The sequence below is a fragment of the Butyrivibrio sp. FC2001 genome (assembly GCF_000424125.1).
Taxonomy (GTDB): Bacteria; Bacillota; Clostridia; order Lachnospirales; family Lachnospiraceae; genus Butyrivibrio.
The window spans coordinates 505,859-527,785 of the sequence record NZ_KE384132.1 but is presented as its reverse complement, the minus strand read 5'-3'; the positions used below and the strand labels follow the sequence as shown (position 1 = coordinate 527,785).

General features: G+C 41.4%; 19 protein-coding genes and 1 pseudogene. 19 read left to right on the top strand and 1 reads right to left on the bottom strand.

Annotated elements, in window-relative coordinates; all coding sequences use genetic code 11:
- Positions 1-75: 75 nt before the first annotated feature.
- The 14 genes and pseudogenes from G601_RS0115960 to G601_RS0115900 all read left to right on the top strand — a co-directional run bounded on the left by G601_RS0115960 (position 76) and on the right by G601_RS0115900 (position 14,931).
- On the top strand, positions 76-951 hold the full coding sequence (locus G601_RS0115960; RefSeq protein WP_026665947.1) for a sulfide/dihydroorotate dehydrogenase-like FAD/NAD-binding protein: 876 nt from the start codon (positions 76-78) through the stop codon (positions 949-951).
- A 15-nt stretch (positions 952-966) separates the two neighbouring features.
- Complete coding sequence (gene gltA / locus G601_RS0115955) at positions 967-2,358, top strand: NADPH-dependent glutamate synthase (protein ID WP_035785275.1); 1,392 nt, start codon at positions 967-969, stop codon at positions 2,356-2,358.
- Positions 2,359-2,459: 101 nt separating this feature from the next.
- Complete coding sequence (locus tag G601_RS0115950) at positions 2,460-2,948, top strand: hypothetical protein (RefSeq protein ID WP_026665946.1); 489 nt, start codon at positions 2,460-2,462, stop codon at positions 2,946-2,948.
- Positions 2,948-3,427 carry a 23S rRNA (pseudouridine(1915)-N(3))-methyltransferase RlmH gene (gene rlmH, locus G601_RS0115945; RefSeq protein ID WP_026490747.1) on the top strand — a complete coding sequence of 160 codons (480 nt, stop codon included), beginning with the start codon at positions 2,948-2,950 and terminating at the stop codon, positions 3,425-3,427. Before G601_RS0115950 ends, rlmH begins: the two co-directional genes overlap by 1 nt.
- Positions 3,424-4,452 carry a PhoH family protein gene (locus G601_RS0115940; protein WP_026665945.1) on the top strand — a complete coding sequence of 343 codons (1,029 nt, stop codon included), beginning with the start codon at positions 3,424-3,426 and terminating at the stop codon, positions 4,450-4,452. The genes rlmH and G601_RS0115940 overlap by 4 nt, the downstream gene beginning before the upstream one ends.
- Positions 4,453-4,455: 3 nt before the next feature.
- Positions 4,456-5,700, top strand: a complete 1,245-nt coding sequence (locus G601_RS0115935) for a hypothetical protein (protein WP_026665944.1) — start codon at positions 4,456-4,458, stop codon at positions 5,698-5,700.
- A complete protein-coding gene (gene ybeY, locus G601_RS0115930) occupies positions 5,684-6,187 on the top strand; it encodes an rRNA maturation RNase YbeY (protein WP_026490744.1) in 504 nt (167 codons plus the stop codon). Before G601_RS0115935 ends, ybeY begins: the two co-directional genes overlap by 17 nt.
- 20 nt (positions 6,188-6,207) lie before the next feature.
- Positions 6,208-7,830 (top strand): hypothetical protein, encoded by a 1,623-nt coding sequence (locus tag G601_RS0115925; protein WP_026665943.1) that lies wholly within the window; start codon positions 6,208-6,210, stop codon positions 7,828-7,830.
- 4 nt (positions 7,831-7,834) lie between these two features.
- Positions 7,835-9,067 carry an aminoacetone oxidase family FAD-binding enzyme gene (locus G601_RS23725; protein WP_051205938.1) on the top strand — a complete coding sequence of 411 codons (1,233 nt, stop codon included), beginning with the start codon at positions 7,835-7,837 and terminating at the stop codon, positions 9,065-9,067.
- A pseudogene (locus G601_RS23720) lies at positions 9,064-10,794 on the top strand (NAD(P)/FAD-dependent oxidoreductase); the annotation flags it as partial. The gene G601_RS23725 and the pseudogene G601_RS23720, both read left to right, overlap by 4 nt.
- Positions 10,786-11,397 (top strand): 5-formyltetrahydrofolate cyclo-ligase, encoded by a 612-nt coding sequence (locus G601_RS27370; protein ID WP_255346224.1) that lies wholly within the window; start codon positions 10,786-10,788, stop codon positions 11,395-11,397. The pseudogene G601_RS23720 and the gene G601_RS27370, both read left to right, overlap by 9 nt.
- Positions 11,394-12,665 carry a glutamate-5-semialdehyde dehydrogenase gene (locus G601_RS0115910; protein ID WP_035790837.1) on the top strand — a complete coding sequence of 424 codons (1,272 nt, stop codon included), beginning with the start codon at positions 11,394-11,396 and terminating at the stop codon, positions 12,663-12,665. The genes G601_RS27370 and G601_RS0115910 overlap by 4 nt, the downstream gene beginning before the upstream one ends.
- Before the next feature lie 39 nt (positions 12,666-12,704).
- Positions 12,705-13,787 (top strand): class II aldolase/adducin family protein, encoded by a 1,083-nt coding sequence (locus tag G601_RS25295; RefSeq protein WP_081673563.1) that lies wholly within the window; start codon positions 12,705-12,707, stop codon positions 13,785-13,787.
- A gap of 55 nt (positions 13,788-13,842) precedes the next feature.
- Positions 13,843-14,931: a lactonase family protein gene (locus G601_RS0115900; RefSeq protein WP_026665941.1), complete on the top strand. Its 1,089-nt coding sequence runs from the start codon at positions 13,843-13,845 to the stop codon at positions 14,929-14,931.
- Positions 14,932-14,979: 48 nt separating this feature from the next.
- On the opposite strand, the gene aroC is transcribed toward G601_RS0115900, so the two are convergent.
- The gene (gene aroC, locus G601_RS0115895; protein WP_026490741.1) at positions 14,980-16,077 is read right to left on the bottom strand and encodes a chorismate synthase; all 1,098 of its coding nucleotides are present in this window, start codon (positions 16,075-16,077) and stop codon (positions 14,980-14,982) included.
- Between the two features lie 195 nt (positions 16,078-16,272).
- Here aroC and G601_RS25290 point away from each other — a divergent pair, with 195 nt between their 5' ends.
- The 5 genes from G601_RS25290 to G601_RS0115870 all read left to right on the top strand — a co-directional run bounded on the left by G601_RS25290 (position 16,273) and on the right by G601_RS0115870 (position 21,919).
- On the top strand, positions 16,273-17,364 hold the full coding sequence (locus G601_RS25290) for a M15 family metallopeptidase (RefSeq protein ID WP_081673562.1): 1,092 nt from the start codon (positions 16,273-16,275) through the stop codon (positions 17,362-17,364).
- A gap of 82 nt (positions 17,365-17,446) precedes the next feature.
- Entirely contained in the window at positions 17,447-18,628 is a 1,182-nt protein-coding gene (tgt, locus tag G601_RS0115885) for a tRNA guanosine(34) transglycosylase Tgt (protein WP_026490740.1), read from the top strand.
- Between the two features lie 74 nt (positions 18,629-18,702).
- On the top strand, positions 18,703-19,068 hold the full coding sequence (gene yajC, locus G601_RS0115880) for a preprotein translocase subunit YajC (protein WP_242830010.1): 366 nt from the start codon (positions 18,703-18,705) through the stop codon (positions 19,066-19,068).
- Positions 19,069-19,194: 126 nt separating this feature from the next.
- Complete coding sequence (gene leuB, locus G601_RS0115875; RefSeq protein ID WP_026665940.1) at positions 19,195-20,295, top strand: 3-isopropylmalate dehydrogenase; 1,101 nt, start codon at positions 19,195-19,197, stop codon at positions 20,293-20,295.
- Positions 20,231-21,919 (top strand): glycosyltransferase family 39 protein, encoded by a 1,689-nt coding sequence (locus tag G601_RS0115870; protein ID WP_196808904.1) that lies wholly within the window; start codon positions 20,231-20,233, stop codon positions 21,917-21,919. The genes leuB and G601_RS0115870 overlap by 65 nt, the downstream gene beginning before the upstream one ends.
- Positions 21,920-21,927 lie beyond the last annotated feature (8 nt).

Here is a 21,927-nt window from a genome sequence, read left to right as displayed (position 1 = left end):
TGAAAATGATTTATGTATCTATTATTATTTTTATCATAATGATTTTAGAGAATTTAAAGATTCAGGAGGAGAGCAATGTTCAAAATTTTAGAGGCTAATGAGCTAGCTGCGAATATTCATCAGCTTATCGTAGAAGCTCCCCGCGTAGCCGGCACATGTTTGCCCGGACAATTTCTTATTGTTCGTGCTGAAGAGGATGGAGAGCGTATTCCGCTTACTATCTGCGACTATGACAGAGAAAAAGGTACTGTTGAGCTCGTTGTTCAGGCACTTGGTGCTGAATCACGCAAGATCTGCCGAAAGAAGGCAGGGGACTCTCTTGCAGATGTTGTAGGACCCCTTGGTAATGCTTCAGATCTTTGCAGTGAGGATATTGAAGAACTCAAGAAAAAGAAGATTGTATTTATCGCCGGTGGCGTAGGTACAGCACCCGTATATCCTCAGGCTAAATGGCTCAAGGAGCACGGTGTTGATTGTGATGTTATCATTGGTGCCAAAAACAAGGATCTTGTAATTCTCGAAGAGAGATTCAAGACAGTTTGTAATCTCTATGTTACAACAGATGACGGATCATACGGCAGAGAGGGTATGGTTACAAAGTGCCTTCAGGACCTTTACGATGAAGGAAAGCGCTATGATCACTGTGTAGCTATCGGACCCATGATCATGATGAAGTTTGTCTGCAAGCTTACAAAAGAGCTTGGTATTCCCACTATAGTCAGCATGAATACTATCATGGTTGACGGTACTGGTATGTGCGGTGCATGCCGTCTTACAGTAGGTGGAAAGGTTAAGTTTGCCTGTGTTGACGGACCTGAGTTCGACGGACACGAGGTTGATTTTGACCAGGCTATGAAGCGTATGAGACTTTATCAGACTGAGGAGGGACGTCTTGCACTTAAAGAGCAGGAAGGCGATACCCACCATGGCGGATGTGGAAACTGTAATTAAAGATTGGAGATAAAAATGGCACAAGACGTTTGGACAAGAGTTCCGGTTCGCGAGCAGGATGCGAAGGTTCGCGCTACCAATTTTGAAGAAGTATGCTTGGGATACAACGAACAGGAAGCTGTAGATGAGGCTACAAGATGCCTTAACTGCCCTAATCCTCAGTGTGTTCAGGGATGTCCCGTATCTATTAATATTCCTAAATTTATCCAGGAGCTTAAGGAAGGCAATGTTGAGCAGGCTTATCAGACAATAAGTGAGTCCAGCGCACTTCCTGCAGTTTGTGGACGTGTTTGCCCTCAAGAGAGTCAGTGTGAGGGTAAATGTGTACGCGGTATCAAGGGCGAAGCAGTTGCAATCGGTAAGCTTGAGAGATTTGTTGCTGATGCAGCAAGAGAAAGAGGCATTAAGCCCCAGGGCGCTAAGGAGAAGAAGGGCAAGAAGGTTGCCATTATCGGTTCAGGCCCTGCAGGTCTTACATGCGCAGGCGATCTTGCAAGAATGGGCTATGACGTAACTATTTTCGAGGCTCTTCATGAGGCAGGTGGTGTTCTTGTTTACGGTATTCCTGAATTCCGTCTTCCCAAGGACGCTGTTGTTAAGAAGGAAATCGAGAACGTTGAGTCACTTGGCGTTAAGATCGAGAAGGACGTAGTAATCGGAAAGTCAGTTACTATCGACTCTCTTATGAAGGACGAAGGCTTTGAGGCTGTATTTATCGGTTCAGGCGCAGGTCTTCCCAGATTCATGAATATTCCCGGTGAGCAGGCTCTCGGTGTATTCTCAGCTAACGAGTTCCTTACAAGAAGCAATCTTATGAAGGCTTTCTCTGAGGACAGCACAACACCTATCATGAGACCAAAGAAGTGCGTAGTTGTCGGCGGTGGTAACGTTGCTATGGACGCTGCAAGAACAGCTCTTCGTCTCGGTGCAGAGGTTCACATCGTATACAGACGTAGTGAGGAAGAGCTTCCTGCAAGAAAAGAGGAAGTTGAGCATGCTAAGCAGGAAGGCATCATTTTTGACCTTCTTTGCAACCCTGTAGAAGTTCTTGAGAATGAGGACGGATGGGTAAGAGGCTGCAAGTGCATCAGAATGGAGCTTGGTGAGCCCGATGAGAGTGGCAGAAGAAGCCCTGTTGAGGTTCCCGGTTCTGAGTTTGAGATCGAGTGCGATGCAGTTATCATGTCACTCGGAACAAGCCCTAACCCGCTTATTTCAAGCACCACAGAGGGTCTTGATGTAAATAAGAGAAGATGTATCGTTGCTGATGAAGCAAACGGACAGACTTCAAAGGATGGCGTATTTGCCGGAGGAGATGCCGTTACAGGCGCTGCAACAGTTATTCTTGCAATGGGTGCAGGTAAGGCTGCAGCACAGGGTATTGATGAATATTTAAGTAATAAATAAAAAATAACCATTATCCGGCACTTTGTGCCAACTAAAGACTTCCCCCTCTGGGGGAAGTCGGCAGCTTTGCTGCCGGATGAGGGTAATACTGGGGGAAGTATATGGTATATCAAAGCAGTGCGCAAAAAGCCGAGGACAATCAGTCTTCAGGAATTATGCTGATTACTGTCGGGACTCTGGGTCTCATTGGGGATATCTTTTTTCTAATTAAAAATCCACTAAACATGCCTATGTTTAATAAATACCTCACATGCGGAGTTATGGGAGCTCTGTTTGTGTTGTTTTTCGTTATGGGGATTTTAGCTGTAAGAAGCTATAAGATATTCAAAGGTAAAGCAGCCGAGGAGGATACGGTTCTTGATAAGATCACCGGGTGGTGTGAAGAAGAGCTCAAGGCTGAAGTAATTGACGAGCATATGTATGATGACGATGAAGTATACGAGAAGCTCACAGATAAAGAGGATCTTTACTTCAAGCGTACAGAGTACATAAAGAAAAGAATTGAAAAACAGTTTATGAACGTTGATGAGGAGCTTATAGATTCCTTTATTGACGGTTTTTATACAAAAGTATTTGGAGATGAAAATTGATTGCTATTGATATTCTCTGTGTTGGTAAAATAAAAGAGAAATATTGGAATGATGCAATTTCAGAATATTCCAAGAGACTTTCAAGATACTGTAAGCTGGAGATAATAGAGGTTCAGGATGAGAAAACTCCTGACAATGCTCCTTGGTCCGTTGAGAAGCAGATCAAGGATAAGGAAGGCCAGAAGCTTTTAAAATATCTGGATCCCAAGGCCTTGAAATTTGCTTTGGCTATAGACGGTAAACGCTTTTCATCAACAGGCTTTGCTGGTGTGATTCAAAATGAGAGCGTTCAGGGATGCAGCAGAATGCAGTTCGTAATAGGAGGTTCCCTTGGACTTTCTGATGAGGTATTAAAGACGTGTGACAGGAAGCTTAGCTTTTCCGACATGACATTTCCTCATCAGATGATGAGAGTAATTCTGCTTGAACAGATTTACAGAGCTTACAGAATAATAAATGGAGAACCATATCATAAATGAGTAATATTACTGAGAAAACCATGCATCTTGGAATAGAAGAGATGCAGAGCATCTTCGGTCAGCACGATAAGTACATCCGCAAGATCGAGGATAACCTTAAGGTTGAAATAATTGACAGAAGCGGCGAGCTTCACATTATAGGTACAGGCGAAAGCGTTAATAAAGCCTATGACATCATAAGTGAGCTTGCAGGACTGTCAGTGACGGGATCGGAGATTGAGGAGCAGAGCGTTAACTATGCCATAGCTCTTAAGAATGACCCTTCCGAGGATGAGGAGAAGGCTGCAGGACATGTGCTTACTGAGATAGAAGGCGATGTAATATGTCACACTGTCAATGGAAAGCCCATTAAGCCCAAGACTCTCGGACAGAAGAAATATGTTGATGCCATTCGTAATAAGATGATAGTGTTCGGACTTGGTCCTGCCGGAACTGGTAAGACCTATCTTGGTATGGCAATGGCCATCACTGCTTTTCAGAAGGGTGAGGTTGAGAGGATTATCCTCACAAGACCTGCGATTGAAGCAGGAGAAAAGCTTGGCTTTTTACCAGGAGACTTACAGAGTAAGGTTGATCCGTATCTTAGACCTTTATACGACGCTCTTTACCAGATAATGGGCGCTGATAATTTTGTTAAGAATATGGAGAAGGGACTTATTGAGGTTGCGCCTCTTGCATATATGAGAGGAAGGACTCTGGATAATGCCTTTATCATTCTTGATGAGGCCCAGAATACAACTCCTGCTCAGATGAAGATGTTCCTTACAAGAATTGGCTTTGGTTCAAAGGTTATCATAACCGGTGATTCCTCCCAGAAGGATTTACCTGCTGATACAAAGTCAGGTCTTGATATTGCTTCGGCAGTCCTTAAGAAAATCGATGATATAGCATTTTGCAATCTTACAAGTAGAGACGTTGTTCGTCATCCTCTTGTTCAGCAGATTGTAAAGGCCTACGAGGACTTTGAAAAGTCCAGGACCAACGAAGAAAAAAAGAGAGCAATAAAGAAACGGGAAAGACGTTAAATCATGGAAAATATAAATGAGAATAAGGATAATGCTGTTCTGAATTCTACGTTTGACAAAAGTGAAAGAGCTATAAAGCTTCTGTTCGGCTCTATCTTTTTTGTGACAGGAATTATCCTTTTGGTATTTTCAATACTTTATGGATTAAAAACGGAAAATATTATAAGAAATACAGTCACCGGCTTTTTGTGTGGCGGTATACTTATATATATGCTAAATGATGCAAGTGTGAGGGGGCTGTTTTCCTATGATAATGGCCAAAAGAGAAACAGATTTGTTTTCTCATATTATATAGGACTGATTATTTCTGTTTTTCTGCCTCTGGTAACACCTGAGATATGGCCCTTTATGTTTATTTTTCTTTTGCTTGGGCTTTTTTCAACAAATGAGATTGGACTGTTTTCAGGCTCAATGCTCGTGATGTTTGCGGTACTTCTTGAAAAAGAAGGCGGCTATGCTGAATTTTTCATTTACTTTTTGACAGGTGTGGTAATACTTGTTCTTTTAAGAGATCTTACTGAGACAACAAAGCTCGGAGCTCCGCTTTTTATAGTGGTTTCGCTTTTGTTTATGCTCCTGGTGGCCTTTGACATTCTGTTTCAGAACAGAACCTTTTCACTTACGATGCTCATTGCGCCGCTGGTAAATATTCTCATCAACCTTATACTTACGCTTATTCTTCTAAATATTTTCGGTGTTTACGTAATCAGGAAGAGTAATGACAGGTATATGGACATTAATGATACTGAGTATCCGCTTCTTGTTCAGCTTAAGGAAAAGGACAAGAATGCATATTTCAGAGCAATCCATATTGCGTATCTTGCAGAGAGAATTGCTTTGGACCTTGGGCTTAATGCCAGAGCAGTAAAGACGATGTCTTATTATTATAAGATCGGTGTTATAGATGGCTCTAAGACCTGGGCTGATGTGAAACATTTTTATATCGAGAATAATTTCCCCCAGGAGGCAGTGGATTATCTTAAGGAATATATTGAAAACGATAAATCCAAGCCATTGTCCAAAGAATCTGCTATTATTTATATGTGTGAAACACTTATCGCTTCCATTAATTATCTTTTTGAGAAGGATAAGGATACCAAGATCAATTATGATGAGCTTATAGATAAGATCTTTATTCACAAGATGGAGAATAATGAACTTTACAACTATGACATTTCCCTCTATGAGATAGAGAGAATGAAGAAGCTTATGAAAAAGGAGAAGCTCTACTATGATTTTCTTCGTTGATAATGAGGTGGATGCTGCTTTTTCGTTTGATATTGAAGAGGTGGCAAAAAAGGTGGCAGCTGAGGTGCTTAGTAGCGAGGGATGCCCCTTTGATGTTCAGATAAGTCTTCTCATCACTGATGATGAAGGCATTAGAGAGATGAATTCGCAGTTTCGTGATATTGATTCTGCGACAGATGTGTTATCTTTTCCAAATATCGAGTACGATGCTCCGGGGGATTTTTCCGTGGCAGAGGGCGATCAGCGGATAGATATTATAGATCCTGAAAGCGGAATGGTTTTTCTTGGGGATATCGTAATTAATGAAAAACGGGTAAGAGAGCAGGCTGCTGAATATGGACACAGTGAGCTCAGGGAATTCGCCTTCCTTGTGGCTCATTCAATGCTTCATCTTTGCGGATATGATCACATGGAAGCCGATGAAGCAGCTGTTATGGAGGGGAAACAGGAAAAGGTTTTACAGACACTTAATATCACCAGAGATTAAGTGTAAAAAGGGTGAGAGGTATGAGTAAAAAGTTTAAGATTAGACCTGATGTAGTTCTTGCGTCCGGAATGATTTTTATTTTGTCTATTATGGCGCTGCTTATTGTATTTTTTGATTTGACAGGTTCGGATGGTGTAGGCTTTCTTGCAGCACCTATAATACTTTTCATGATTGCCTACTGCGTATTTATCTGTGCCTTTGAGACCACGACCAAGGAAATGGTAAGAAACAGACTTTACAGAGGGCAGATGAACTGTGCCAGAAAAAATGTTAAACAGCTTATGATAATAAGCTTTGTTGGAGGCTTTGTGATATCTCTGCTTATGGCAGGTCTTTCAATTGTATTTGCCAATCTGGTATTCCATTCGCCGAGAAGCTTTTATGTTCTTCTTATGGCATCGCCGGCGTTTCTGTTTTTGAGTATTCAGGGCGTTCTTAGAGGGTATCTCAGCGGATCAGGATATGCTCTTGTTTCTGTTATTTCAGATGCTATTCTGACTGTTATTACACTTGCAACAACCTTCGTTATGTCAAATGCAGTATATGACTATGGTAAAAAGGTTGATGCTCTTATGCATGTAAATGATATTGCACCAGCCTATGGCGCGATCGGTGCTGCGATTGGAATTTCCTTAAGTGCTCTTATCAGTCTTATTTTTGTAACTATAATGTTCCTTCTTAGAAAGAGAGATCTTCAGGAAATCGCTGAGGAGAGTACACCTGTAGTTAATAACCAGAAGAATGAATGTGTGAATGACCTTATCGTAAACTGCCTTATCGCAGCGACCACAGGTATTCTCGTATTTATTGATGAGTGTGTATATTTGAATGTTGCTCACAAGCTTCATCCAAACGACAACAACATTAATAACTGGGGTATTTACATCGGTCAGTGTGTTGCAGTTGTGATATTCTTCGTATTTATTACGGCGCTTCCCTTTGTAAAATCCTGGTACGGTGTTCATGTCAGCATCGTTAAAAAAGACTATAAGGCTGCAAGAGGAAGATTACAGCATCTGATTCACTTTGAAGCTATGCTTATTTTTCCTGTGGTTATATGGATAATGCTTCTGGCTCACACCTTTAATACCGTTATTTTCGGTAAGAGTAATGAAGCAGGAGTTGATATGGTTATAATGGCAATTCCCGTTGTTATACCCGGGGCCGTCATTATATTCCAGTCATTTTTACTTAAGCAGCTTAAGAACAAGGTTGTTATGATCGGTAATCTTGTGGTTGGAGTTATCGTTCATATCGCAGTTCTTCTCGCAATGTCTTATGCAGGAGGTTTTGGCATCCATGCTTCAATAGCAGCATTTGCAGCTATGTTTGTGGTGCAGGGTATTCTTGGTATTTTTGAGATCAAGGTGATGCTTGATGTAAACCTTATGATGATCAGAAATATTTTGCTGCCTCTTATCGCTGCGGTTATTTCAGGACTTGCAGCGCTGCTTATAGACAGACTTCTTGTGAATGTTATTGGTGAGATACTCACCTTTATAATTGCGGTTGCAGTGGCATTTCTGGTATATATGATACTTCTTATCGTGCTTGGCAGTGTCAACAGATACGAGGTTGAGAGAATGCCCCTTGGTGACTACTTTGCACTTGTTTCTGATATGATCGGAAGAGAAAGGGATTAAGCTATTGGCTAATGAAAATCATGTGATTATTGCCGGCGGCGGAGCTTCCGGGCTTTGTGCGGCTATAGCTGCTGCCAGGGATGGCGCTAAGGTTACGGTTATTGAGAAGACAGATTCTTGTGGTAAAAAGCTCTCAATGACCGGTAACGGCAGGTGTAATCTTGCCAATCTGAATATATCAGCTGATGATTATAATCCTAATGCAAGAGACAGGATGAAGAAATGGTTAAAAAGATTCGGAGTTAATGAAGCTGCGGATTTTTTTACGTCTTTAGGACTTGTTGTTATAAGTGAGAACGGTTACCTTTATCCCATTTCAGGACAGGCTACTTCAGTAGTTTCTGTTTTGGTAAATGAATGTAAGAGACTGGGCGTAGAGTTTTTCTTTAATGAGCAGGTAAAACAGATTACAAAGGAGGATAACGGAGAATTTACCGTTAAAACCTCTGTCGGAGTTCATAAGGGAAAGGCTGTGATCCTTTCTGTGGGAGGCCTTGCAGGACCTAAGTCTACAGGCTCTACTGGTGACGGCTATTATATTTGTGAAAAGCTCGGAATGACCAAGAAGGATACATATCCTGCTCTTGTGTCACTTAATTCCGAGGATGAGACACTGCCAAAGGAGAGTGGAGTAAGAGCCCTTGCGAGAGTTAATTTCCTTATCGGTGATAGTGTTATCGCATCTGAATATGGTGAAGTGCAGATAACAGGAAAAGGAATATCCGGTATCCCTGTGATGCAGTCATCAGGTACTGTTGCTGAGCATCTTTCCAAGGGGAGACCTGTTACCGCATCCATTAATTTCTTTCCAGGATATAATGATGAAGAATTCGACGGCCTTGTAAAAGCCATGCTGGAGCTTCCCGGTGAGAGAAGGCTCTCTGAGCTTCTTGAAGGCTTTTGCAATTCCAATATTAATGAGATGATATTAAAACGAATGAAGCTTAGCGGTAATATGAAGGTTAGGAACGTGGGTGAATCCATGATTTCCTGTGTGCTTCATAAATACAGGGCGCTTCACATTAAGATATCTGGCTTTGGTGACTACAAAAAGGCGCAGGTTACAAGAGGCGGAATAAGTCTCGGAGATCTTGATGATACGCTTCAGAGCAAGAAGACTCCCGGAGTTTTTGTAGTAGGCGAATTATGTGATGTGGATGGACGCTGCGGAGGCTATAACCTTCAGTGGGCATGGACAAGCGGATATATAGCGGGAGAGGCGGCAAGCTGCTTATGATAAGATTAAATTCAGTAAAAATAGTTAACAGCGGACACGAAAAGCTCCCTGAAAAAGAACCGGACAGAATTGATGTCATAAAAAGAAAGCTTTCGAAAAAGGCATCAAAGCTGTTAAAGATTGGTTTATCCGACATAGATAACGTAATTATAAGAAAGCATTCCATAGATGCGAGAAAAAAGCCTGAGATTATGGATGTTTATGTCATAGATGTAAGCGTAAATATAAAGGGCTTATCCGAAGAAAAGATAATCAAGAAATCAGGCTGCAAATCTGCAGCTGTTGTTTCTGAAAAGATATACAGATTTCCATGTAACAGAAAAGAAGATGAAGCCTTAAAAAGAGAGACTAAGGGTGCGTCCAGACCTATCATCATAGGTGCAGGACCTGCCGGTCTTTTTTGCGCATACGAGCTTGCCATGGCAGGCTATTGCCCGATCGTGCTTGAGCGCGGCTATGACATTGATAAGAGACATGACGCTGTTGAAGTCTTCTGGAAGGGCGGAAAGCTTATGCCTGAAGGTAATGTCCAGTTTGGTGAGGGCGGCGCAGGCACCTTTTCTGATGGTAAGCTTAATACCATGATCAAGGATAAGAACGGTCTTGGCCTTGAGTGTCTTAAGATTTTCCACAGGTATGGTGCGTCAGAGGATATTCTCTTTGAATCAAAACCTCATATCGGAACGGACGTCCTTAGAACAGTTATAAAGAATATCAGAAATGAGATAATCTCTCATGGTGGCGATTTTTATTTTGAGACCAGGGTCACCGAGCTTTTGATAAATAATGGCAAGATCGAAGGCGTAAGGTGTATGGATGGAAAGGAGTTCAAGTCGGATGTTGTGGTTCTTGCAATAGGACACAGCGCAAGAGACACCTTCTATGCCCTTAAGGATCAGGGACTTAACATGGAGCCCAAGGCCTTTGCGATCGGACTTAGAGTTGAGCATGAGCAGACATTAATTAATAAGTCCCAGTATGGCATTGAAAATCCCACCAGCCTTCCTCCTTCACCCTATAAGGTTACTGCAAGGAGCAGCGATGAGAGAGGCGTATATTCATTCTGTATGTGCCCGGGCGGATATGTCGTTAATGCTTCATCAGAGGATGGCAGGCTCTGCGTAAATGGAATGAGCTACTCAGGACGAGACGGCAAAAACGCAAACAGCGCAATCGTTGTTACCATTGAGCCTTCAGACTTTGGCGGCGATGACGTTTTATCAGGTGTTGAGTTTCAGAGAAATCTTGAAGAGAAGGCATATAAGCTTGCTGATGGCAAGGTTCCTGTTGAGTACTTCGACGACTTTAAGTGTGGCGTAGATATATTAACGAAAAAGGAAGGCGGAGCTGACGTTTCAGAAGAAAATACTGCGCTCATAAATTCAATTAATGAGCACGGTAAGGAAGACAGAAACCAGCCTTGCATAAAGGGGATTTGGGAATTTGCTCCCGTTCATGAGATTCTGCCCCTTAGAATAAACAGATCAATTGTTGATGGAATGGAGCACTTTGGACGTATGATAGAGGGTTTTGATAATGATGAAGCCCTTTTATCGGGAATAGAGTCCAGGACCTCATCGCCAGTCAGGATAAACAGAGATGATAATCTTGAGGCTATCGGCATTGAGGGACTTTACCCTTCCGGAGAAGGCGCAGGCTATGCAGGCGGCATTACATCAGCAGCCATGGATGGAATGAAGGTGGCTGAGAGAATAGCCATGCATTACAGAAGCGGCAAGGACTACTACAGGAATATCATGAAGAAGCGCCGCGAAGAGCTACCATCCGATGAAAAGGAAAAGCTTGATGAGTGCATAACTGACAACCTTCTTAGCTTAGAGGAATATAAGGAAACAGAAAATATACTTATATTTAACAGCTTTGGAAGTGAGGCTTCTACGATATCTATAATTAATAAAGCACTTTCAGAAAATAAGAAGGTATTTTGTCCTAAGATAACGGATACTAAAGCGAGGAAAATGGAGTTTGTACAGATCAGTTCTCCGGATGAGCTTACAGAAGGAAAGTACTCAATTCCTGAGCCGGTGTATAACAGTAGTTCCGTTACTTATAAGAAGGATATGGGAAAAGCTATTATTGTTTTACCAGGGCTTGTATTTGATAATTTTGGCAATCGCATCGGATATGGTGGCGGATATTACGATAATTACATGAAACTCTTTGAGAATGAGCTTCATAATGGTAATATGAATTCTATAGCTATTGGTTACGATTTTCAGCATACTCTGGACGATCTGTCCGGGTATATGTCTGGCGATGATATTAAGGCAAACATTGTTATTACGGATAAGGAGATTTACAGATCATGAGCGCAGTCAACATCAAAATTTGTGACACTATTAATAAGCTTGGTCAAAACGCATATAATGCGAAATTTGAACTTCAAAAGCTGTCTGAAGCTGAAAAGAATTCAGTCCTTTTAAAGGTTGCTGATGCTTTGGTTGAAAAAGCAGCGGATATTCTTGCTGCCAACGATAAGGATATAACGCAGGGCGAAGCAAACGGAATGCATGAAGGACTTCTCGACAGACTGCGTTTAACTACAGCGCGAATCGAGGATATGGCAGAGGGAATAAAGCAGGTTGCTGAGCTTCCTGATCCCGTTGGAAGAATTCTTGATGACTGGACTCTTGATAATGGCCTTAAGATCAAAAAGGTCAGCGTGCCTCTCGGCGTAATCGGCATCATTTATGAATCAAGACCGAACGTAACTGCTGATGCCTTCAGTCTTTCCTTTAAATCAGGTAACGCAGTTATCTTAAAGGGCGGCTCAGATGCCATCAATTCCAATATGGCCATAACTGAGGTTATAAGAAAAACGATAGAAAAGGAAGGACTTAATCCTGACTTTATCCAGCTTGTTCCCTTTACGGACAGAACCGCTGTCGGTGAGCTTTTAAAGCTTAGGGAGTACATCGATGTGGTAATTCCCAGAGGAAGTGCCGGACTTATAAGAATGGTCTGCGAAAACAGCAGAATCCCTGTAATTGAAACAGGAAGCGGAAACTGCCACATTTATATAGACAAGACTGCTGATATAAATAAGGCGATTCCTATTATCATTAATGCAAAGACACAGAGAATAGGCGTGTGCAATGCAGCCGAATCCCTGGTTGTTCATGAGGATATTAAGGATGCATTTTTGCCTGAGCTTCATAAAGCTATGAAGGAGCATAATGTCGAGCTTCGTGCAGACGAGCTTTCAATAAAGTTTTTACCTGAGGCAAAGCCTGCAAACGAGGATGATTTTGGCAAGGAGTATCTTGATTATATTCTGTCAGTAAAGACGGTTAAGAGTGTAGACGAAGCAATCGACCATATCAATAAATACAATACAGGTCATTCAGAGAGCATCATAACTGAGGATGAGGAAGCTGCTAAGGCATTTCTTAAGGGCGTAGATGCTGCATGCGTTTATGTTAATGCTTCTACCAGATTTACAGACGGCTTCCAGTTCGGCTTTGGAGCTGAGATTGGAATAAGTACCCAGAAGCTTCATGCAAGAGGCCCCATGGGACTTAAGGAGCTGACCTCATATAAGTTTGAGATTACCGGTGATGGTCAGATAAGAGGCTGATAAAGCCAAAAACTATTTAGAAAGTAGACAAAAACACAAATGAAAACCAAAGAGGAAATTCTTAGATTGAGGGAGGAGATAATAGATGTTTCATTATCTCTTCTTGAACAGGGACTTATAGTAAGAACCTGGGGGAATATAAGCGCCAAAATTGACGATGATCATTATCTGATCACACCAAGCGGTATTCGATATGAAGACCTGAAACCGGAAATGCTTCCGGTAGTTTCCATAAAGGACAATTCATTTGAAGGAGAGTATAAGCCTTCAAGTGAAAGCCTCGTACATACGGCTATCTACAAAGCCAGAAAGGATGCCGAGTTTATTGTTCATACTCATCAGGTTTACGCTACCTGTGTAGGTGCACTCGGTAAAAATAGGCTTAAGGCAGAGCATAAGGAGAAGAAGATAATTTTCCCCATTGCTAAATATGCACTTCCCGGAACTACAGCACTTGCTGAAAATATCAAGGAATGTGCTATTAAGAACAATGAGACCAGAAGCATCATAATGGCTAATCACGGCGCTGTGTGCTTTGGGCATAACGCCGATGAAGCTGTCAAGGAAGCAATTAAGCTTGAGAGAGCAGCTAAGAAATACATATTCAGTATTTGCAGAACTGACATTAATAATGAAATTGAAGAAGGATTTTCTAGTAAACTGGAGAACGATAAAATAGTTTACCTCAGAAGCGATACTCCGGAGAGAATAAAACTCATTCATCAGCATATTTATGCGAAAAGACCGGACATTAGATATATTTTTCACAATAAATCAGAGTCGGTTATGACCATCTCGAGAAGGGCAAATCACATGAGACCCCTACTTGATGACTTTGCTCAGATCATAGGTACAAGCCTTCGAATTCCGACCGCAGAGGGTACACCGCTGACCGTGAAAAAGCACATAAATGCTGTGTTTGCGTATAACGATGGTGCGTATTGCCTTGGTACGACTGAGGATGACGCTGTTGCAGCGGCTATAGTCCTTGATAAAGGCTGCATTGCGCACATCGCAGTTACAAGATTCGGAGAGGGTTCGTTCATCTCATTACGTGATTGTTTTAAGATGAACAGAAACTATAGAAAGAATTATAGTGTCCTTGCAAATTCCGTGAAATAAAATAAAATTATATTATAAATAACTAAATAACAGAATTTTTATGAGGTGACAGATTATGGCGAAGGAAACAAAAACTGACAAGTATGTTGCGTATGTAGCGAGTTATACTTCGGGATCAAAGGACAACTATGGTATCCGTATTTATGATGTAGACATGAAGAACGGTAGATTGACTGAGAAGGAAAAGGTTAAGATCACGAACTCTTCTTATATTGTTCTTTCACATAGCAAGGAGACACTTTATTCAATTACCGATGCCGGTGTAGAGGCATATCATATTGAGGACGACGGAAGTCTTACAATTCTCAATAAGGCATCTATCAACGGTATGCGTGGTTGTTATATCAACATGGACCAGTTTGACAGATTCCTGGTTTGTGCAGGCTACCATGATGGTAAGGTTACTATCTTAAGACTTAATGAGGACGGAAGCATCGGCGAGATCACTGATGAGAAGTTCCATAAAGGTCTTGGAACAATTGCAGGTAGAAATCATACTCCTCACGTTCAGTGCATCAAGGTTACTAAGGATAACAAATATCTTTTAGCTGCTGACCTTGGTATGGATCGTGTAAACGTATACAAATTCGATACTGAGCACGGTAAGATTTCCGATATTGATGTGATTCACTGTGATCAGGAATCATCTCCCAGACATATGCAGTTCTCATACGATGGTAAATTCCTGTATGTAGTATTTGAGCAGCAGTGCAGCATTAATGTATATCAGTACTCAGAGGATAAGGGACTTCCTTCATTCGAGGAAATCCAGTCAGTACAGAATTCTGACGAGCAGGATACAATCGGTGTTGCAAGTAGTGCTCTTAAGTTCTCAGATGACTACAACTACCTTGTTAGCTCAGTTGCAGGTGAGAACAACGTAGTCATTTACAAGGTTGATAAGGAGACAGGTCTTTTGACAAAGAAGATCGAGCTTCCTATCTCAGGAGAGTATCCGAAGGATGCCTGCATGTTCCCTGATAACAAGCACCTTGTATCACTAAACCAGGAGTCAAACTCTATGACATTCTTTACAGTTAATTTTGATAACAATACTCTTGTAATGAATGGACCTGAGCTTCCGATCGACAGACCTAACTGTATCGTATTCCACAAGCTCGGTGAGAGAAAGAAAGTAAGATAATAATCGAGATAGTAAAAGAAACCGCTGACATTGCGGTTTCTTTTATGCTTAGCTATAAAAGTCTTTAAGATAATCTATTCTTGAGTGCATGTTGGACATAAGAAGATCCAAAACGATAAATGCACACATACATTCAACAACTACAACGGCTCTTGGAACAACAACGGGATCGTGACGGCCCTTGATGCTTACATCAATTTCCTCGCCGCTTTTATTAACGGTTTTCTGGAGCTTTGAGATACTGGGGGTTGGCTTTACATGGGCCCTTAAGATTATGTCGGAGCCATCGCTCATTCCTCCAAGTATTCCGCCTGCGTGATTGGTCTTTTTTGATACTGATGATTCGTCCATGCAAAAGGCATCATTATTGGTGCTTCCATAGGACTTTGATACAGCGATTCCATCGCCAATCTCAACTGCCTTTACGGCACCGATACTCATTATACCGTGGGAGAGAAGCGCATCGAGCTTATCAAATACGGGTTCGCCTACGCCTGCTGGCATTCCCTTTATTACACATTCGATAACTCCGCCTACGGAATCACCGTCTGCCCTGCATTTGTTAATTAGTTCAACAGCCTTCTTGTCGGCATCTGCATCGGGCATGGCAGTAATTGATTTTGTTATCTGAGCCTTGTCGAATTTATTATCATCAATATCAACATCACCGATCGATCGGGTATAGGCTGTAACCTCAATTCCCATTTCCTTAAGGAGCTTCTGGCAGATTGCACCGGCAGCAACTCTGCCTATTGTCTCACGTCCGGAGGAACGTCCGCCACCTCTGTAATCCCTGAAGCCATACTTTTCATCAAAACCAAAATCAGCATGACCGGGTCTGTAATACCGGGATATTTCCGAGTAGTCTCCGGAGCGCTGAGAAGTATTTCTGACCATAAGTGATATGGGGGTTCCGGTTGTCTTTCCTTCAAATATGCCTGAGAGGATCTCGATTTCATCATCCTCTTTTCTGGGGGTTGTTACCTCAGAGGAGCCGGGCTTTCTTCTGTCCATAAATGCCTGAATATCTTTTTCAGAAATTTCCAGTCCTGCAGGAAACCCGTCGAGTACAACGCCAAGAGCTTTTCCATGGGATTCGCCCCAGGTTGACATGGTAATATTTTTTCCAAATGTTGATCCGCTCATAGTTTTAGCCTTTCTTATTTTGTCAATATATACCCATCTATTTTTACACAGTTTGGAAACTATTACAAACACTAAAACCCAGATTTCTACTAAAATATATGATATTTCTTAATTTATTCTTAATTTTTTCTTTCAAAAATTAAGAAATGCGTTATAATGTTAAAGTAATATAATTTTTTATGAGGTTACATAGTCATGCGTGCGAATCGTTTACAGATGGGGCCGACCTTTAGAGATAAGGTTATGGATAGGGTCCGCACTTTTAACAGAAAGCACAAGAGACTAAGGTTTCTTGGAATGCTTTACGCAATGGCTGTACTTCTCTTTTACAACTTCGGCCTGGCTTTTTATCATAACACAAAGAGATGCACATGCCTTGCAACAATATTGTTTTTCTTCATTGCTAGCAGTAGCTTTACTTATCCTGATGCTTTGAAGCTGAATGTCAGCTTTGTTACTGATTTGGAGAAGGTGGAAGAGTCCGGCGAGTATTACACATCAGATTCCCTGGAAGCAGTTGTTATGGAATCCAATGCTGAACTTGCAAAGGTTACACATGTAGATAAGGAAAAGATCATCGAGAGTGATCAGGGAGTATCTGAGGATCAGGAGCTGGCAGAGGGATTTCTTCTGGCAGATGATATCGATGATATAAGTGAATCAGCAGCTAAGAGCTATGAAGCTGCAACTGATAGTGCTGATGCATCCTTTGATGCTACTGACTGGAAGCTTATTCTTGTAAATAAGCAGCATCCCATACCGGATGGATATGAATTCCCCTTCGGTGATATCAATGAAGAAATGAAATGCGATCAGAGAGTATTGTCTCCTCTTAAGGCAATGCTTAAGGCTGCTGCCGATGATGGCATAAATCTTGCAATCTGTTCTCCTTACAGAGACAGCAATCGTCAGGAAGGGCTTTTTGCCAGAAAAATAAACAATTACCTTGAAGCAGGTCTGTCTTATATGGATGCTTACAATGTAACATCTCAGGCAGTTACTGTTCCGGGATCTTCAGAGCATCAGATTGGTTTGGCATTTGATATTGTCTGCGGTTCATATTATAATCTTGATGAGGGGTTTGGTGACACAGAGGCAGGTAAGTGGCTTGCCGACAATAGCTACAAATTCGGTTTTGTTGTTCGATATCTTAAGGGTAAGGAGAATATTACCGGTATCGAGTATGAACCCTGGCATTTCAGATATGTCGGTGTAGACGCTGCTACAATTATGTATAATGAAAATCTCTGCTTGGAAGAATTCTGGGATAATTATTTGTATGATTGAGTATTTGGGGCTGTTGCGTTAATTGCAACAGCTTCTTTTATCTTTAACTGCCTCAAAATATTATAAAAGGTAAGGTTAATACATGTACAAACTACTTAAAAAAGAGGGGATGGCAAAGCGCGCTGAATTTAAGACAGTGCACGGAACCATTCAGACTCCTGTGTTTATGAATGTTGCTACGGTTGCTGCTATTAAGGGCGCTGTTTCAACTGAGGACCTTGAGCAGATTGATACTCAGGTTGTTTTATCTAATACCTATCATCTGCATCTTCGCCCGGGTGATGATGTAATTTACAAAATGGGCGGACTTCATAAATTTATGAGTTGCGATAAGCCTATTTTGACTGATTCAGGCGGATTCCAGGTTTTCTCACTTTCTGAAAACAGAAGAATAAAGGAAGAGGGCGTTTACTTCAGATCCCATATCGATGGACACAAGCTTTTCATGGGACCTGAGGAAAGTATGCGAATTCAGTCTCATATTGCATCAACTATCGCCATGGCCTTTGACGAGTGTCCTTCCGCAAGAGCAGATCACGATTATGTGAAGATGTCTGTAGACAGAACAACAAGATGGCTTAAGAGATGTCAGGATGAGATGAACAGACTTAATTCCCTTCCTGATACAATAAATAAGAATCAGCTTTTGTTCGGAATCAATCAGGGAGCGATTTTTGATGACCTGAGAATTGAGCACGCAAAGCGTATTTCCGAGATGGAGCTTGACGGCTACGCTGTGGGTGGTCTTGCAGTAGGTGAGACTCATGAGGAGATGTATCACGTTCTTGATATAGTTACAGAGCATCTTCCTGAAAATAAGCCTACATATCTTATGGGAGTCGGAACACCGGCCAATATTCTTGAAGCCGTTGACAGAGGAATTGACTTCTTTGACTGCGTATATCCCAGCAGAAACGGAAGACACGGTCATCTTTACACAAAGAGAGGTCACATTAATCTTCTCAATGCGAAATATGAGCTTGATGACAGACCAATCGAGGAGGGCTGCAGATGTCCTGCCTGCAGAAGATATTCAAGAAGCTATATCAGACACCTGCTTAAATCAGGAGAGATGCTTGGGATGAGACTTTGCGTTCTTCACAATCTGTATTTTTATAATCATCTTATGGCAGATATCAGAACAGCTCTGGATGAAGGCAGATACAAGGAATTTAAGAAGAATACTCTTGATTCGATGCTTGAGTATGATTCAGAGGAACCCACAACCCGTTACGATATAGCAAAAGGTTGGAAAAAGGGTTAAAAAGTATACTTGTTTTAAAGTTGTATTAATTGTAAGATAAATCATATGTTTAATAAGGAAATTTGGAGGTTGATATGAGTTTTGTTAACATGATGGCTCTTGAAAGTGCAGGAGCTGTAAGCGGAACCGGAAGCATGATGATCATTCTGGTATACGTTGCTATTTTTGCGGTTCTTTATTTTATTATGATCCGTCCTCAGAGAAAAGAGCAGAAGCAGAAGGCACAGCTTCTTTCTCAGCTTGCAGTTGGTGACAGCGTTCGCACAACTGGCGGTTTCATCGGAACAGTAATCGATATCGACGATGAGTCTTCAACAGTAATAGTTGAGTTCGGTAATAACAAGAACTGCCGTATCCCTATGGTTAAGGATGCTATCGTAGAGGTAGAGAAGCCTGAGGATGCGCTTAAGGATAGCTCAAAGGATGAGAAATCCAAGTAATTATTGATTTTTAGTTTTACGTAATATCAATGAATTAAAAGAAGACTGGTTACAGTCTGCATTATAAAGTGGGCAGCCGGCGAACTTTATATTTGCCGGCTATCATTATATAGGGAGAGAATAAGTATGAAAATGGGGATAACCTGCATCCCGGGCGATGGAATCGGACCGGAGATCGTTGCGGAAGCTAAGAAAGTACTTAATAAGGTTTGCTCCGTATACGGACACGAAATGGAATTCACTGATGTTTTAATGGGTGGCGCATCTATCGATGCCTATGGCAAGCCGCTCACTGATGAAACTATCGACAAATGTAAACAGGCTGACGCTGTACTTATGGGTTCAATCGGCGGTAATACTTCTACGTCACCATGGTATAAGCTTGAGCCTTCTCTTAGACCTGAAGCCGGTCTTCTTGGGCTTCGTAAATCCTTGAATTTATTTGCAAATTTAAGACCTGCATTTTTATATCCTGAGCTTGCTGATGCATGTCCGCTTAAGGAGGAGACCTCTGATAAGGGATTTGATCTTCTTATCATGCGCGAGCTTACAGGCGGTCTGTATTTTGGTGACAGATTTACCAAGGAAGTTGACGGAGAGCTTGTAGCAACAGATACTCTTGTTTATAAAGAGAGTGAGATCAGACGCATCGCTATCAAGGCCTTTGATGTTGCCATGCAGAGATCAAAGAGGGTGACAAGTGTAGATAAGGCAAACGTTCTTGATTCCTCAAGACTTTGGAGAAAGGCTGTAGAGGAGGTTGCTGCAGATTATCCTGAGGTTGAGCTTTCACACATGCTTGTAGATAACTGTGCAATGCAGCTTGTTAAGGATCCTTCACAGTTTGATGTGGTTCTTACGGAGAATATGTTTGGTGATATCTTATCTGATGAAGCCAGCATGATCACAGGCTCTATCGGAATGCTTCCCAGTGCCTCTCTTAACGAGAGCAGCTTTGGACTCTATGAGCCCAGCCATGGCAGCGCTCCTGATATTGCCGGTATGGATATTGCCAATCCTATAGCAACTATCCTTTCAGCAGCTATGATGCTCAAGTTCACCTTTAAGCTTGAGAAGGAAGCTGAGAGCATAGAGAATGCAGTTAAAAAAGCTCTCAAGGATGGCTATAGAACAGTAGATCTCATTCGCAGTGGTGAGAGTATTGCAGAAGATAAGAAATGCGGATGCAGTAAGATGGGAGATATCATTGCTTCGAGAATCGAATGAATCTGAAGAATCATTAACTTTATATGATTATTTACCCCAGGAACCTATAGATATGCTTGTTGTCCTTACAGTTATAGGTATGGCTTTTTACTATATCTGGAGGGCGACATATCTTACTCCCTGGTATGATGAGCTTTACACCTATTACTATTTTATAAGCAGGGGACCTGTGTATGCAGCGATTCACTGGCCGCTTCCCAATAACCATGTCGGCTATTCGGTATTATCATCATTGCTTGATATGTTTGGTAACTCATACATAGGACTTCGAGGTGTTTCGTTCATCTGCGCAGTTGTCAATCCGCTTCTTGTTTACAGGCTAAGCAAGAAATTTATGGAGGACTGGTATTCATACGGCGCGATGCTTTTGTATTTTTGCTGTATGCTGGTAAATGACCTCTCTATTCAGGGAAGAGGCTACACTCTTGGATGTACCTGCTTTTTACTGGTTCTTAGGCAACTCACCCTAATATGCAGATCCGAGGAGTTTAAGCTCATTGATTACATACTGTTTGGAATATTTCTTATACTTGGCTTATATACGCTTCCGAGCAGTATTTACTGGGTTATTCCTTCCTGCTGTGCAGCAGCGTTTTTCTTAATAGTAAATGGATATAGGAGCTATGATTTTAAAGGCTCTGTATGGAATACCAGATATTTTAAGAGACTGAAAAACTGTATAATCACAGGACTCATATCAGCGGTAATAGTTTTCGGTCTTTATCTGGTTATATGGCTTGCAGTTGGATCAAACCTTCTTGTTAAGGATGAGGCGAGCATTTATTTTGGAATGTCTCACGTGAAGCTTATTCTTACTCATCCTCTTGCGGCTGCAAAGGAAGGCCTTGATTATATGCTTTCACAGCCATATATTCAGAGCGTTAGCAGAATAGGATATATGCAGAGCTTTGTTGAATGGTGTAAATCCCTTTGCTCTTATATGTATCCCGGATTTAACGTGGTTACGCTGTTTTTATCAATATGTGCCCTTATAATTCTTATCGCGGAGTGCATAAGGCATTTTGAAAACAGCAGAACTATATTCAATCTGCTGATGATATTTAACATTATTGGATACCCGATAATGCTTATACTCCAGGCAAAGCTTCCCTACTACAGAGTATTCTCCTATGTGGGAGTGTTGTCAGCAATTTCCTTTGCCTATGTTCTTGAGCACCTTAGCCGTATGGCGAGGCAGATTATTAGAAATACATCTGATTCACCGGTTGCAAGAAATATCTTTGCCACCGTTCCTGTTATAGGAATACTCATATTTGTTATTTTTATGATGACTAAACCTGAGTATAATGCTCAGTATGGGCAGCGTGAGACTAACTGCTATAATGCACTTTATATAGCTCATCCCTCTGAGAATAAGAATATATGCGCACTTGATTGTGATCAGCAGTACTTACTTAAATTCGGATGGGGCATTGAATGTGAAAATACCGATGTTACTGACTGTGATTATATTCTTATAGACAGGAATATGATGGAGGAAGGCTACACCGGATCAGATTATTGGAAGTTTTATGTAAATTATGAGACTATTCCATGGGATTATGTGAATTCTCATTATTATATTTTTTACGAAAATGAAGACTTTGTTCTTTATAAGAGATAAGGAGGTTT